At 61.9% G+C, this 14396-nt stretch carries 15 protein-coding genes; 8 read left to right on the forward strand and 7 right to left on the reverse strand.

The features are described from left to right. Positions 1 to 90 precede the first annotated feature (90 nt). Positions 91 to 1320, forward strand: a complete 1230-nt coding sequence (gene serA, locus QF039_RS27825; RefSeq protein WP_003213846.1) for a phosphoglycerate dehydrogenase — start codon at positions 91 to 93, stop codon at positions 1318 to 1320. 61 nt (positions 1321 to 1381) lie between these two features. On the opposite strand, the gene QF039_RS27830 is transcribed toward serA, so the two are convergent. Then, a complete protein-coding gene (locus QF039_RS27830) occupies positions 1382 to 1822 on the reverse strand; it encodes a DUF4399 domain-containing protein (RefSeq protein ID WP_003213848.1) in 441 nt (146 codons plus the stop codon). Between the two features lie 134 nt (positions 1823 to 1956). Between QF039_RS27830 and QF039_RS27835 the strand changes: the two genes are divergently transcribed. Then, complete coding sequence (locus QF039_RS27835) at positions 1957 to 2736, forward strand: transporter substrate-binding domain-containing protein (RefSeq protein WP_003213851.1); 780 nt, start codon at positions 1957 to 1959, stop codon at positions 2734 to 2736. 110 nt (positions 2737 to 2846) lie between these two features. On the opposite strand, the gene QF039_RS27840 is transcribed toward QF039_RS27835, so the two are convergent. Both QF039_RS27840 and QF039_RS27845 read right to left on the reverse strand, forming a co-directional pair. Continuing rightward, positions 2847 to 3341 carry a DUF523 domain-containing protein gene (locus QF039_RS27840; RefSeq protein WP_063033885.1) on the reverse strand — a complete coding sequence of 165 codons (495 nt, stop codon included), beginning with the start codon at positions 3339 to 3341 and terminating at the stop codon, positions 2847 to 2849. Between the two features lie 2 nt (positions 3342 to 3343). Then, positions 3344 to 3976, reverse strand: coding sequence for a 2OG-Fe(II) oxygenase (locus QF039_RS27845; RefSeq protein WP_003213854.1), 633 nt, complete (start codon positions 3974 to 3976; stop codon positions 3344 to 3346). Positions 3977 to 4107: 131 nt separating this feature from the next. Between QF039_RS27845 and QF039_RS27850 the strand changes: the two genes are divergently transcribed. After that, entirely contained in the window at positions 4108 to 4860 is a 753-nt protein-coding gene (locus QF039_RS27850) for a DUF2059 domain-containing protein (protein WP_301051563.1), read from the forward strand. Positions 4861 to 4978: 118 nt separating this feature from the next. On the opposite strand, the gene QF039_RS27855 is transcribed toward QF039_RS27850, so the two are convergent. Beyond that, positions 4979 to 5920 (reverse strand): alpha/beta hydrolase, encoded by a 942-nt coding sequence (locus QF039_RS27855; RefSeq protein WP_307521759.1) that lies wholly within the window; start codon positions 5918 to 5920, stop codon positions 4979 to 4981. Between the two features lie 111 nt (positions 5921 to 6031). On the opposite strand from QF039_RS27855, the gene QF039_RS27860 reads away from it, so the two are divergent. The 4 genes from QF039_RS27860 to QF039_RS27875 all read left to right on the forward strand — a co-directional run bounded on the left by QF039_RS27860 (position 6032) and on the right by QF039_RS27875 (position 8716). Beyond that, a complete protein-coding gene (locus QF039_RS27860) occupies positions 6032 to 6616 on the forward strand; it encodes a DUF6436 domain-containing protein (RefSeq protein ID WP_003213861.1) in 585 nt (194 codons plus the stop codon). A 107-nt stretch (positions 6617 to 6723) separates the two neighbouring features. Beyond that, a complete protein-coding gene (locus QF039_RS27865) occupies positions 6724 to 7080 on the forward strand; it encodes an EamA family transporter (protein WP_003213864.1) in 357 nt (118 codons plus the stop codon). Then, on the forward strand, positions 7080 to 7493 hold the full coding sequence (locus tag QF039_RS27870) for a multidrug efflux SMR transporter (protein WP_003213866.1): 414 nt from the start codon (positions 7080 to 7082) through the stop codon (positions 7491 to 7493). Before QF039_RS27865 ends, QF039_RS27870 begins: the two co-directional genes overlap by 1 nt. Then, entirely contained in the window at positions 7490 to 8716 is a 1227-nt protein-coding gene (locus QF039_RS27875; protein ID WP_307521763.1) for a DegT/DnrJ/EryC1/StrS family aminotransferase, read from the forward strand. Before QF039_RS27870 ends, QF039_RS27875 begins: the two co-directional genes overlap by 4 nt. Here the strand turns inward: QF039_RS27875 and QF039_RS27880 are convergent. Together QF039_RS27880 and QF039_RS27885 are read right to left on the reverse strand one after the other, a co-directional pair. Further along, the gene (locus tag QF039_RS27880; protein ID WP_003213870.1) at positions 8713 to 9588 is read right to left on the reverse strand and encodes a hypothetical protein; all 876 of its coding nucleotides are present in this window, start codon (positions 9586 to 9588) and stop codon (positions 8713 to 8715) included. The genes QF039_RS27875 and QF039_RS27880 overlap by 4 nt on opposite strands. Further along, positions 9585 to 10670, reverse strand: a complete 1086-nt coding sequence (locus QF039_RS27885; protein WP_307521765.1) for a GNAT family N-acetyltransferase — start codon at positions 10668 to 10670, stop codon at positions 9585 to 9587. The genes QF039_RS27880 and QF039_RS27885 overlap by 4 nt, the downstream gene beginning before the upstream one ends. A 239-nt stretch (positions 10671 to 10909) precedes the next feature. Between QF039_RS27885 and QF039_RS27890 the strand changes: the two genes are divergently transcribed. Next, complete coding sequence (locus tag QF039_RS27890) at positions 10910 to 13273, forward strand: penicillin acylase family protein (RefSeq protein WP_307521767.1); 2364 nt, start codon at positions 10910 to 10912, stop codon at positions 13271 to 13273. Positions 13274 to 13404: 131 nt separating this feature from the next. Here the strand turns inward: QF039_RS27890 and QF039_RS27895 are convergent, their stop codons facing one another. Further along, positions 13405 to 14307 carry an AraC family transcriptional regulator gene (locus tag QF039_RS27895; protein ID WP_102370124.1) on the reverse strand — a complete coding sequence of 301 codons (903 nt, stop codon included), beginning with the start codon at positions 14305 to 14307 and terminating at the stop codon, positions 13405 to 13407. Between the last annotated feature and the right edge of the window lie 89 nt (positions 14308 to 14396).

The following is a 14396-nucleotide window of genomic DNA, read 5'->3' on the forward strand; positions in this document are numbered from 1 at the left end:
GCGTTCTGCGGTGACGGCTTTCCTGCCGTCCGGGTCAGCTTACGTGATCCGATTCCCTGCCATTTTTCTCCGGGATACAGGTTTACGCAGATGAGCAAGACTTCTCTCGATAAGAGCAAGATCAAGTTCCTTCTTCTGGAAGGCGTCCACCCATCGGCCGTCGAAGTCCTGAAGGCCGCCGGGTACACCAGCATTGAGTACATCACCAGTTCTCTGCCGGAAGCCCAGCTCAAGGAAAAGATCGCCGACGCGCACTTTATCGGCATTCGCTCCCGCACTCAGCTGACCGAAGAGATCTTCGATCACGCCAAGAAGTTGGTAGCTGTCGGCTGTTTCTGCATCGGCACCAACCAGGTCGACCTCAACGCAGCGCGCGAGCGCGGCATCGCGGTGTTCAACGCACCGTACTCCAACACCCGCTCCGTTGCTGAGCTGGTATTGGCCGAGGCGATCCTGTTGCTGCGCGGTATTCCCGAGAAGAACGCTTCCTGCCACCGTGGCGGCTGGATCAAGAGCGCAGCCAACTCCTTCGAAATCCGCGGCAAGAAGCTGGGTATCGTCGGTTACGGCTCGATCGGTACTCAACTGTCGGTTCTGGCCGAAGGCCTGGGCATGCAGGTGTTCTTCTACGACACCCTGACCAAGCTGCCATTGGGTAACGCCACTCAGGTGTCGAGCCTGACCGAGCTGCTGGGCATGTCCGACATCGTGACCCTGCACGTACCGGAAACCGCTGAAACCCAGTGGATGATCGGCGAGAAGGAAATCCGCGCAATCAAGAAGGGCGGGATCCTGATCAACGCTGCACGCGGCACCGTGGTCGAGCTGGACGCCCTGGCCGACGCGATCAAGGACAAGCACCTGATCGGCGCCGCCATCGACGTGTTCCCGGTAGAGCCGCGCTCTAACGACGACATCTTCGAAAGCCCGCTGCGTGGCCTGGACAACGTGATCCTGACCCCGCACATCGGCGGTTCCACCGCTGAAGCCCAAGCCAACATCGGCCTGGAAGTGTCGGAGAAACTGGTCAAGTACAGCGACAACGGTACGTCGGTGTCCTCGGTCAACTTCCCGGAAGTGGCTCTGCCGGCGCACCCTGGCAAGCACCGTCTGCTGCACATCCACCAGAACATCCCTGGCGTGATGATGGAGATCAACAAGGTCTTCGCGGAAAACGGCATCAACATTTCCGGTCAGTTCCTGCAGACCAACGAGAAAGTCGGCTACGTGGTTATCGACGTAGACGCCGAGTATTCGGACCTGGCGCAAGAGAAGCTGCAACACATCAACGGCACTATCCGTAGCCGCGTGTTGTTCTAATCGTTAAACGCGCATAAAAAAGGGAGACCCTCGGGTCTCCCTTTTTTTGTCTGAACAAATCTTACTTGACGTTAACCGTGATGACTTTCGAGGCTACAGTCGGGTTGAACTGCATGTGCAGTTTGTCGCCGGCTACCAGTTGCAGCGTGTGCTTGCCTGGGGTGAGGGTCAGCTCGGTTTCGGTCTGGGCCTTGCCGTAGTGGATCACGGTGTCGGTGGCCGGGATCGGCACGCTGGCATCCGGCAACTCTTTCTGGTCGATCAGCAGGTGGTGGTGGCCGGTGCCCGGGTCCTGGCTGGTGGCCGGGGCCAGTTTCAGGCCTTCCATGCCGAATTTCACGGTGAAGGTTTTATCGACGGTGGCGCCATCTTTGGGCGACACGATGAACACTTTGGCACCTTCTGGTGGAGCGCTGCGCGGGATGCCATCAGCAGCGGTCGCCAGCATCGAAGCGCCCAGCAATAGGCTGGCCAGGGTTGCACGGGTCAAAAAGGCTTTCATTCACTTCTCCAGTTTTTCCGGGAAATCTGTAGGGTTATGACAACTTCGCGACAAATTGCTGTCCAAGGCATTCAACACCATAGCAAAGCGAGCCTGAACAACGCTTCGCTCATTCGAATTCTTTAGGAGCGACCATGCGTTTCCTGCCTGGCCTGTTACTTTTACTGCCCCTTGCAAGTCCCTTGGCCCATGCCGAACTGATCGACGATGTATTTGACCGCGGGGAACTGCGCATCGCAATGGAAGCCAACACCCCGCCCTTCAACTTCAAGGAAGGCGACAAACTCACCGGTTTTGAAGTGGAGCTGGGTGAGTTGCTGGCCAAGGAAATGGACGTACGCCCCTCCTTTATCACCGTCGATGCCGCCGAGTTGCTGCCCGGCGTGGAAAGCGCCAAGTACGACGTGGCCATCAACCATATCGCTATGACTCCTGAACTGGCGGATCGTTTCGACTTCAGCGAGCCCTACAGCTACTCCAGCGCACAGCTGATCGTGCGCAAGCAGGAACAGCGCCCGCTGGGCAGCTTTGCGGCGCTCAAGGGCAAGGCGTTGGGCGTGGCCCAGGGCAGCCAGTTTGTGGAGCAGGCGCGCACCGCCGAGGGCGTTGATTTGCGCAGCTATGCCGATGCCAGGCAGCCGATCAAGGACGTTGCCGATCAACAGATCGATGCCGCCATCAGTGATCGGCTGCTGATTCCCTACGCGATTCGCGACAGCCAGCTGCCGGTGAAGGAAGGCGCAGACGTCGGCCCGACGCTGAGCCTGGCGATTCCGTTCCAGAAGGGTAACCCGGCGTTCAAGGCCAGCCTGGACAAGGCCCTGCAACGAGTGAAGGCCGATGGCCGGCTGGCGGCGCTGTCGGAGAAGTGGTTCGGGATGGATGCGAGCAAGCCGGTGAAAAAGGCCGAATAAACGACTCGGTCAATGTGGGAGCGGGCTTGCTCGCGAATGCGGTGGCTCGGCTTGAGCATCGGGTGACTGACACTGCGCTTTCGCGAGCAAGCCCGCTCCCACATGTTGATCTATGTCGGGCTTGAGCATTTTGCCAGGGCCGCTGCCGCTTCGGGCAATTCCAGCTCACTGAACACCAGCACCCCATGGCGCTTGAGCAAGGCCGCCGTCACGCCTTCGCCCGTGACCTTCACGCCGGTGAAGGTACCGTCATAGGTCAGCAGATTGCCGCACGACGGGCTGTTGGCCTTGAGTACGGCGACGCGGATATTGTGACGCTGTACCAGCGCCAATGCCTGGCGGGCGCCATCGAGGAAGGCTTCGCTGAAGTCTTCCCCCTGGGCCGTCAGCACCTGGGCGCGGCCTTCCCACACGTCAATCCCCTGCCCGCCCGGGATTTCGGCAGACGGCCGTGGCGTCGGCAAGCCACCCGCCACTTCCGGGCACACGGCAACCACCCGGCCTTCGGCCTGCCACGCGGCCAGTTGGTCGAAAGGCCCGCTGGCCCCTCCGTCGTAGCGTACCCGGTGCCCCAGCAGGCAGCGGCTGACCAGAATTTTTTGCATCATCAAAACGGCTCGTTGCCCCGCCGGCGAAACCAGCCGGTGAGGGACAGGCGTTCGCGGGTGGCGGGCATGACTTCATGGGGGATTTCCCCCGACAGGAATACCACCAGGCAACCGCCGGTGGGCACCACATCGTATTCGACGTCGCCCTTGAGGTACATGCGCAACTGGCCGCCATGTTCCGGCAGCCAGGCGTTGTTCAAGTAGATCACTGCCGACACCATGCGCCGGTCGTCATCGCGAAAACGGTCCACATGCTTGAGGTAAAACGCCCCCGGGGGGTACATCGCGAAGTGGCTTTCGAAGTCTTCCAGGCCCAGGAACAGGCCACGGTTCATCGCCACCCGCAGGCTGTCCATCAGCTCCAGGTAGTTATCGCAGGCCACCACCTCGCCCGGCTCCAGCCACTGGATATGGTCACCCCGGATGCCCTCGCGAATCTCCTGGGACGGCCCCCGTCCGACCGCCGCGGGCGCCAATTCACCTTCGGCGGCGCGTTTTTGGCACTCAGCCGCCAGTTCGAGGGTCAGAGCCTCGGGCAGGAAGATATTCTGCTGCGACCAGCCTTGTGCGGCCAGGTCATCGACAATGCGTAACAGCAGCGGGTGATCGGAGGGTATGGGCATGGCGCGCATAGTATCCATACGCCTGTGAATCCGACAGAGCCGCCGAGCGTCTGAATACACTTTAGTCAGGTGACCGATAGGATTTCTCGACAAATCCTACGCCCGACACGGACAATAGTGGCCGACTGACAGGAGTCCATATGCGTCGTTTGTTTTTTTCCTTGCTGATGTTCTGCGTTTTGCCCGCCTGGGCAGACAGCCATGACCAGTTGTACAAGGTCGCCGGCTGGGCAGACCAGCGCGCGCATTTTAATGACGCCCTCAGTGCCGCCCAGCAACGCTACCGCAACAGCCTGCCGCCGGCGGTGTATCAGGCGCTGGTGGACAACAGCAATAAACGCTTCGCGCCCCAGTCGGTAGACCAGCGCGCCGAAGCGCAACTGCGCAAGAATTTGGCGGACCCTAAGCCGGCACTGGCCTTCTTCCAGTCGCCGCTGGGCCGCAAGATTGTCGCCGCCGAGTTGCTGGCCACCCGCCGCGATCAACTGGCGAAGAACGCCCAGGGCTTGCCGCACATGGAAGCCGATGCCACCCGCAGCCTGATCATCGGCCACCTGGCCCAGGCCTTGCCTGCGCGGGAAGCCGGGGCTGAAGTCAGCCTGGCGATTGCCGGCGTGGCGGCCGACAGCTTGAGCCAGATGATCCCCGGGCTGTTGGGCGGCGGCCAGGCGCAGGGCATGTTGAACGGCCAGCGTGAGCGCCTGATGCAGCAGATCGGCAATGATTTGAACAACACGTTGCTGTACGTCTACCGGGATCTGTCTGACCCGGAGTTGGAGGAGTTCGCCACCTTCGCGGAGTCGCCGGATGGCAAGGCGTACTACAAGGCGGCATTGGCGGCGATCCGGGCCGGGCTGGCGGTCGGTCAAAGCACTTCAAGCCTGGCACCCTGACACCGATTGATCGCTCCCACGCTCCGCGTGGGAGCGCAGCGGGTGACGCTCTGCGTCACGGGACGCGGAGCGTCCTCGGAGGCATTCCCACGCAGAGCGTGGGAACGATCTCATTGCGTTATTTCAGGTGGTCGGTGAGAAACCCGAAGTATTGCTGCCGAATCTCCGGAATCTCATTCGCCAAGTGATGCCTGCCGCGCGGCAGCATCAACACCTCAGGTTGGTCGAACTTGCTGCGCAGCACCTTCAGGTTGTGCTGCCAGTCCACCGTCATGTCTTCCTCACCCTGCACGATCAACGGCCGCCGCGCACTGCGTGGCGCGGCTTCAATGCGTTTGATCCAGCGCGCCAAGGCGCCCACCCAGGCGGTCGGCAGTTGCCGGGGCTGCAACGGGTCGGCCTCCAGGAACGGCTTGAACTGCGGGTCGTTGGTGTTATCGCTGAAACGCCGGGCGATGCCTTTGACGAACGGCCGGAGCAGGTAATAACTGAGCTGCGACCAGCCCCAGGCCCGGGGACGCACCAGCGGTGAGAGCAAAAAGGTCTTGCCCTGGGCCGGGCTGTCGACGCCATGGCTAAGCAGGTGATCCACCACAATCGCGCCGCCGGTGCTTTGCCCGAACAAGTGCCACGGCTGCGGCAACTGCAGCGCCTTGGCCTGTTCAAACAACGCCTGCACCACGTCCTGGTACACCGCAAAGTCATCAATGCTGGCCCGCTCGCCGCTGGACAGGCCGTGGCCCGGCAAGTCGCAGGCGATCACCACAAAACCCTGATCCAGCGCCCAGTCCACGGCATGCCGGTACAGGCCCATATGGTCGTAGAAGCCATGGAACAGGAACATCGTCGCCACCGGCACCGGTGGCCACCACACCTGGCAGACCACGTCGAACCCATCCACCGCAAACCGCCCCAGGCGGCTTGTCGCGGGCACCTTGCGGGCAGCGAGGTCCAGGCCGTAGAAGCGCTGGTAGACCCGGGCCTCGGCTGAAAGCGGCTGCGCGTCCACCAGTGGGCGCAAGCTTTCGCGTAGATGATCAGGGTCAAACGTAACGGGCATAAGAACTTCCAGAATGTGGCTTCAACGCATTGAACAGATGAATATCGAGCCGCGATATTCATCTGTCAGGGCAAGCATGGCAAGCTACGCATCCTCCGAGGATTGATCCAAATGCGACAGCCCTACCGCACCACCCTCTTCGCCAGCCTGATCGTGATCATTTGCGCCGGGGTGTTGTGGGCGGCGTATGACTGGTTCCAGGGACGCTACCTGCGGGCATTCAGTGAGCATACGGCGGTGTTTTCCGGTGACAGCCTGAGCCTGCCGGCCGAGCTTGCCGGCCCGGGCCCGATCCGCCTGGTGCACTTCTGGGACCCCGCCTGCCCCTGCAATGTCGGCAACCAGCAGCACCTTGGCGAGTTGATCGAGCAGTACGCCCCCCAGGGCGTGGAGTTCTATTCCCTGCAGAAAGCCGGCAGCCACGGGCAGTTGCCCGCCACCCTGGGCTCGATGAAGGCCCTCAAGGCCGTGCCCGGTGCCCAGCATCTGCCGGCCAGCCCTGCCGTGGGCATCTGGGACCGCAGCGGCAAGCTGGCGTATTTCGGGCCCTACAGCGAAGGGTTGACGTGTAACTCCAGCAACAGCTTTATCGAGCCGATCCTGCAAGCCCTCGAAGGCGGACGCGAGGTCAATGCGACCCACACCCTGGCGGTGGGCTGTTATTGCGAGTGGAACGGGGAAACGTCTCCACCCTGACTCGGCAAGCTGAACAGACGCTGTTCGTTCGACAAACTCGAACAACTGTATCGGCACGCTCCTGTATCGTAAGCAACTAGCCGTACAAGCAGACGACACGGGAACACATGAGCCAATTAACCATCATCCTCTGGATACTCAACGTCATCGTTGATACGTCCGGCCAGTTGGCGTTCAAAGCCGCAGCCTCAGCCAGCGCCGAGCATGACGGCATGGCCCACTGGCGCCATATGCTCAAGCGTCCGTGGATCTGGCTGGGCATCATCTGCTATGTGTTCGAATTCGTGCTGTGGCTGGCCTTCCTGACACTGGTGCCGTTGTCGGTCGGGGTGATGCTGGGCTCCATCAATATTGTCGTGATCATGATTGCGGGGCGTTTCCTGTTCAAGGAAAGCCTGAGCAAATGGCGGTTGATCGGCATCATGCTGATCGCCTGTGGCGTGACCGTCGTGGGGTTCGAGTAATGAAACGGTTTTATATCCTCGGTTTTCTGTCGCTGATCATTTTCGATACCTTGGCGCAGGTCAGTTTCAAGTTCGCCTCGATTCATGCCGAACCGCTGACGATGGACGCCGCCTGGCTGATCCGCGTGTTCGGTGCGCCATGGATCTACGGCGCATTCGTGGGCTACATCGGCGCTTTTTTCACCTGGATGACGCTGTTGAAATACGCCCCGGTGGGCCCGGCGTTTGCGGCCTCCCACCTGGAGCTGATCAGCGTGACGCTGATCTCCGTGTGGCTGTTCAATGACACCTTGACCCTGCCCAAGGTCGTCGGCGGCGCGCTGATAATTGCGGGCATCCTGTGCCTGGCGCGCAGCGAAGACAAAGAAAGCAAGACCGTCGAGGCCGAACCCTCGCAGACGCTGGCGTCATGACGCCCGTTGTCAGCCAGCGGGAGATTCCGCCAACGGCGGGGCTTCCCCTGCGCTGGCAGGACTTGTTCAACCGCTCGGGCGACCTGGCCCGCGACCTGGCCCGACAGCTCGACATCCCGCTGCCGGCCCTGCCCTGCTCCGGCACCGCCGCGCTGATCATGGCGCTGCGGGTGTTGCAGCAGCGCACGCCGGGGCGCACCGAGCTTATCGTGCCGGCCTATACCTGCCCGCTGGTGGCCCTGGCGGCCCATCACTGCCCGCCTTTGCGCGTGGTGGCGTGCGATCTGCAGCCCGGCAGCATCGACCTGGACGAACACCAGCTGGCGCAGCTGTGCAACCAAAACACCTTGGCGATCGTCGTCACTCACCTGGCCGGGCGTGTGGCGGATGTGGAGGCTGCCAAGCGCATTGCCGAGCCACTCGGCATTGCGGTGATCGAAGACGCCGCCCAAGCCATGGGCGCACTGGATGATGGAAAAAGCGTCGGACTGAAAGGCGACATCGGCTTTTTCAGCATGGCGCTGGGCAAAGGCCTGACGACGGCTGAAGGCGGTGTGTTGTTCAGCCGGGATCCGGCGCTGCATCAGGCGTTGCACCAGCAATGCCGGCAGGACTTGCCCTTCAGCCTGCGCTGGGAAGTGCAACGCAGCGCCGAGCTGTGGGGCTATGCTGCGGCGTATCAGCCCCGCGGGCTGAGGTACGTGTACGGCAAGCCGCTGCGGGCGGCGTTGGCGCGGGGCGATGAAGTGGCGGCGGTAGGCGACGACTTTTCCGTCAACGATATTCCGTTGCACCGCCTCGGCGGCTATCGCCAGAAGGTCGGCGCCGCAGCCCTGGCCCGCTTACCCGAGCATTTGCAGCAAGGCCGCGTGCGGGCCTTGCGTCGCGTGGCGCAGTTGAGCAGCTTGCCCGGCGTGTCGGTGTTGACCGACAGCCCGGGCCAGCAAGGCACCTGGCCGTTCCTGATGGTGGTGATGCCCAGCGCACAAACCCGCGATACCGCGATGGCGCAGCTGTGGACGGCAGGCCTGGGCGTGACCCGCCTGTTCATCCACGTATTGCCGGGCTACCCGGCACTCACCCCGCTGTTACGGCAGGGCGCCGATATCCCCCGCGCGCAAAGCTTCGCCGCCCAGACACTGTCGATCAGCAATAGCCACTGGCTGACGGACGAGCTGTTCGAGCAAGTGCTGGATCATCTGCGGCGGATTCTTAAACGCTAGGCCCAGCTTTGATCGATACGGGTCAACAAGCGCGCATTCAGCTCATTCTGCTGCTGTTGCCAGATCACCACCTGGTTCTCCGGCAGCTCTTCCTGGCCATCCGACGCACTCAGCCAGCGCTTGAACTTGCTCTGGTAGTGGTAGGCGGACACGTCGCCGGTAATGTCAGCGCCAATAATGCTGCCGTGGCAGGCATCGATCAGCGCATTCAAATGCTTCTCCAGAAACTCGCCCTGGTCCCAGTTGGTATTCACCACCTGCGGGCTCAGCACGTCTTTGTCGATCGAGAGATACACCGGCAGCGAAGGGTCGAGCTGCGCCAGGAACGCGCTCATCAACTCGTCCGCGCTGGTGAATGCACGATTGCTGCGGCCTGCGCCGATCCAGTTCAACCAGCGGGTATCGACGTTGGTGTTCCAGTAGGTCAGCTTGCGTTTCACCAGCGGCGACCAGTGATTCTCCCAGGCGTGCTTAAGGGAAATGTCCGGCGAGCCAATGCCCAGCACGTGAACGTGCTCGACCTGCGGCAGGCGGCTGGCCCAGTAGACCCAGGACCCACAATGGATACCAAACGGATAACGCATGTTGTCCGGGTGGTTATCGCAAATGATCAGCTGGATCTTTTGCTGGGTGGGAAGACGGTTCAACAACAGCTGGCTGAGGTGGTGATAATCACCGCTGCCGGTAAACACACAGCCGTAATCGCTGGGCATCTGCGCGTGCAGGGCGCTCTCCAGCTCCTTGAACTGCGCCCAGCGGCAGCCGAAACGGATTTTCTCCTGCCAGGCTTGCAACGGCAGGGTAAGGGCGCCGGGAATGTTATTCACGGCCCCGTCAAAATCGAGGATCAATGCGGGACGGGCCTGGCTCATGCGGTTTGCTCCTGCTGCCACTGCGTATCGCTTTCAAAATGGTGCCGGAAACGGTTCATCACTTTGCGCAGCAGCGGGTTCCTCACCCACACCAGATGGCGGGTAAACGTGAACTTGGCGCCGAGGCTGGATTTGACCTGTGGGTCGGTCCACCCCGCGACATAAAACTGCAGGCCCTTTTCCAGGGCGAACTCCAGGTTCACAAACCAGCTGACGAAGTACAGGTTGTGCTCCAGCGCCAGCGGGTAGTTCAGGCCGATGTACTTGTCGAGCAACTTGCCGTCTTGCTGGTAGCACAGGTTATACCCGACCAGTTCGTCTTCGTCCCAGTAGCAGAACACATGCCCGCCGCTGTCGGCATCGGTGAGCAACTGGATGAAGAATTCGGGCGTGAGCAAGTCGAAGTGGATTTCGCTCTGTGCGTACACCGCCTTGTACAGCCGATACAGTTCCTGCTGCCATTGCTCATCGCTGAAGCGGGCATCGCCGGTGTCCAGAATCTCGATGCGCAGCTCATCACGGCTGCGCAACTTGCGGCGGATATTGCGGCGACGGCTGTGGGACAACCGCGACAGATACTCATCCGTCGAGCTGAAGTCGATCGGTACATAGGCCAGCGCCTGGCCCTCTACATTGATGAATCCGCGCTGGGTGCAGGCCTCGATCAACGCGTGTGCGTAGCGATTGTCCTCAACGCTGAGCAGCGGAGAATCCAGCGGCACATCCTTGACGATGGTGAGCTTGCGTTGCGGTGCACACTCCTGTTGCAGCCATTGCGCCATGTCCTGTGGCGCTACGTTCAGCGGGAACGGGGAATATTCGCTGACCGTGGTGCCGATAAAACAGGTGTCGATATGCAGCCATGACTGCCACAAACGGTACCCCGGCCAACTGCGCAGGCGGCTACGCAGCTCATCGTCGGCGGTGGTCTGCAGGTCGAACCGGGTGAAAAAGTACGGCAGTCCCTGTGCTGACAGCTGGGCAGTGAAGCCCGCCGGCGGGTATCGCAAAAAATTGCTGATCAGCGATGGCGTTTCCATGCAGCAGGCATAAGGCACCTGTGCACGGCTGGGATCTGTCATAAATTGCATTCCGAAAGTGATAGCAAAGGCGCGCCCGGATGACGGGGTGAATCATCGCGCCGCTGGTTTCATGTAACAGAGTAAACATAATACTCCGCCCACCCGCGGCCCACTTCAGAACCCCCACTTCATGCAGCTCAGGTTCAGGGAGCACGAACCCGAGAGCATTTTCCGCAGCGCTCGCCAAACCCACTAAACTGCCCGAATCTTCACGGTGACCGACTAATAAGGGACAACCCATGAAACGCATCCTGACCGCGCTGGCCATCCTGCTCGTAGCCCTTATGGTTGGCGCCGGCTGGTACGTGTACAGCAAGCAGCCGACCCGCCAGGGCACGGTGGAGCTGGCCCATCTGCAAGGTTCGGTCACGGTGCGCTACGACGACCGAGGCGTGCCGCATATCCGCGCCGAGAACGAGACCGACCTGTACCGTGCTCTCGGCTACGTGCATGCCCAGGACCGGTTGTTCCAGATGGAGATCATGCGGCGCCTGTCCCGTGGCGAGCTGGCCGAGGTGCTGGGGCCTAAATTGCTGGACACCGACAAACTGTTCCGCAGCCTGCGCATTCGCGAGCGCGCCTTGAGCTACGTCGAACGCATGGACCATGAGTCTGCGTCCTGGAAGGCCCTGCAAGCCTACCTGGACGGGGTCAACCAGTATCAGGACAGCCACGCCAAACCCATGGAGTTCGACGTACTGGGCATCCCCAAGCGCCCGTTCACCGCCGAAGACACCATCAGCGTCGCCGGCTACCTGGCCTACAGCTTTGCCGCAGCCTTTCGCACCGAACCCTTGCTGACCTACGTACGCGATCAGTTGGGCAACGACTACCTGAAGGTCTTCGACCTCGACTGGCAGCCCAAGGGCGCGCTGAACCTGGCGGCCGGTGACTGGAAAGACCTCGGCGCCATTGCCCAGTTGAGCGAACAGGCCATGGCCGACAACGGCCTGCCGCAGTTCGAAGGCAGCAACGCCTGGGCCATCAGCGGCAGCCGCACCAAGAGCGGCAAGCCGTTGCTGGCGGGTGACCCGCATATCCGTTTCTCGGTGCCGTCGGTGTGGTACGAGGCGCAGCTGTCGGCGCCGGGCTTCGAGCTGTACGGTTATCACAACGCGCTGGTGCCGGTGGCGTTCCTGGGCCACAACAAGGATTTCGGCTGGAGCCTGACCATGTTCCAGAACGATGACCTCGACCTGATCGCCGAGAAGGTCAACCCGGACAACCCCAACCAGGTCTGGTACCACGACAAGTGGGTGGACATGACCAGCAGCGAGCAACAGATCGCGGTCAAGGGCCAGGACCCGGTAACCTTGACGCTGCGCACCTCGCCCCACGGTCCGATCATCAACGACGTGCTCGGCGAGAATGTCGGCAAGACGCCGATTGCCATGTGGTGGGCATTCCTGGATACCGAAAACCCGATCCTCGACGGTTTCTATCAGCTCAACCGTGCCGATACCCTCGCCAAAGCGCGTGCGGCGGCGGCCAAGGTCCAGGCGCCTGGCTTGAACATCGTATGGGCCAATGCCAAGGGCGATATCGGCTGGTGGGCGGCGGCGCAATTGCCGATCCGCCCGGCCGGGGTCAACCCGGGCTTTATCCTCGACGGCAGTACCGCCCAGGCGGACAAGCTCGGTTTCTACCCATTCAGCGCCAACCCCCAGGAAGAAAACCCGGCCCGCGGTTATGTGGTGTCCGCCAATGCCCAGCCCGCGTCACCCACCGGCATGCCGATCCCCGGGTATTACAACCTGGCAGACCGTGGCCAGCAGTTGAACGCGCAACTGAGCGACAACAGCGTGAAATGGGACGTGGACAACAGCCAGGCCTTGCAGCTCGGCACCACCACCGCCTACGGCCCACGGCTGCTGGCGCCGTTGCTGCCGGTGCTGCGTGACGTGGTCAAGGACCCGGCGCAGTTGAAGCTGGTGGAGCAATTGGCGACGTGGAAAGGCGATTACCCGCTGGATTCCACCAGTGCCACGCTGTTCAACCAGTTCCTGTTCAACCTCACTGACGCCGCGTTCCACCCAAAGCTGGGCGATGGGATGTTCAAGACCTTGCTCACCACCCGCGTAGTGGACGCAGCCTTGCCGCGCCTGGCTGCTTCAGCGGATACGCCGTGGTGGGATGGCCACCGCGCCGAGACCGTCAAGCTTGCCTGGGACAACAGCCTGCAACACCTCAAGGCGACCTTTGGTGAGGATCCATCGCAGTGGCAATGGGGCAAGGCCCACACCCTGACCCACGGCCATCCACTGGGCTCGCAGAAGCCGTTGGACAAGATCGTCAACGTGGGCCCGTTTGCCGCTCCCGGCACCCATGAAGTGCCCAACAACCAATCCGCACAGATCGGCCCGGCGCCGTGGCCGGTGACGTACGGGCCGTCGACCCGACGCCTGATTGATTTCGCCGATGCCGCACATGGGCTGACCATCAACCCGGTCGGGCAGAGTGGTGTGCCGTTCGACAAGCACTATTCCGATCAGGCGGAAACGTACATCGAAGGCGGGTATGAGCAGGCGCATTTCAATGATGAGGAAGTGACGGCGAATACCCGCAGTACGCTCAAGCTGTTGCCGGCCCGGACACCGCAATAACTGAAGAAACAAAAAACCAATGTGGGAGCGGGCTTGCTCGCGAATGCGGTGGATCAGTCAATACATCTGGTGACTGACACTCCGCATTCGCGAGCAAGCCCGCTCCCACATTTTGATCTGCGTTGTTGCGTCTACCGTGCTCGCAGCCGCCCCGGCGCCTCACCGTAGGTTTCCTTGAATTTCTTGCTGAACGCCGCCTGGGATTGATACCCCGCCCGAGCGGCAATATCCGTCAGGCTCAGCCGCGACTGATGCAGCAGGTTGAACGCCAGCTCCATGCGCAACTGCGTCAGCAACACCCACGGCGACACGCCCGCTACTTTGACAAACCCACGCATGAACGTCGCCCGGGACATCGACGCGGCGCTGGCCAGGCTGTCGATGGTCCACTCATGCCCAGGATCCGCCAGCATCGCCTGCCAGGCCTTGCCCAGGCGTTTGTCGGTCAACAAGGCAAAGGTGCCCGCCACCGGCGCTTGCTGCGTCAGCCATGCCCGCAGGATCAGGGTGAACAACGCCGACGACAGCGCATCAATGAAAAACCGCGCCCCCAGCCGCTGCCCGTCCGCCTCGCTGCGCAGCAGTGCGATCAATGCCGCCAACTGTCCATCGGCCTGCCACTGCCGGCTGGACACCACCAGGTAGTCCGGCAACGCACTGAACAGCAACGACTGGCGGTTGTAGCGAAAGCTGCCGCAGAGCATGTCCACGTCCGGCTGCTCACCGCCCAGGCGATGGATCGGCAGCAAGCCGCCTTCGATCACGGTCTGCGCCACCGGCTTTACCCGCGCGCCCTGGCTGCGCACCAGGTGCGTCGCGCCACCGGGCATCAACAGGATGTCGCCCTCCTCCAACGTCACCTGCTGCCCGCCGGACAATTCGGCGCGGCAGGTGCCCGCCAGTACAATGTGGTACGGCGCCACGCCCAGCGGCTCGGGCTCGTGGTCCATTGCCCAGGCGCCCTGGAACTGGCAACGCAGGTCCAGGCTGCCCCGCAGGTTGGCCAACGCGATGAGGGTGTCGATGGAGTTCATTTGCGAGCATCGGTCAAAAAGGTGAGTGGATCGAACAAAAGCGCCAAACCTGAACCGCGCACACTGGCTTCACACCCAACCCGTTCAGG

The sequence above is a fragment of the Pseudomonas sp. W2I6 genome (assembly GCF_030815935.1).
Taxonomy (GTDB): domain Bacteria; phylum Pseudomonadota; class Gammaproteobacteria; order Pseudomonadales; family Pseudomonadaceae; genus Aquipseudomonas.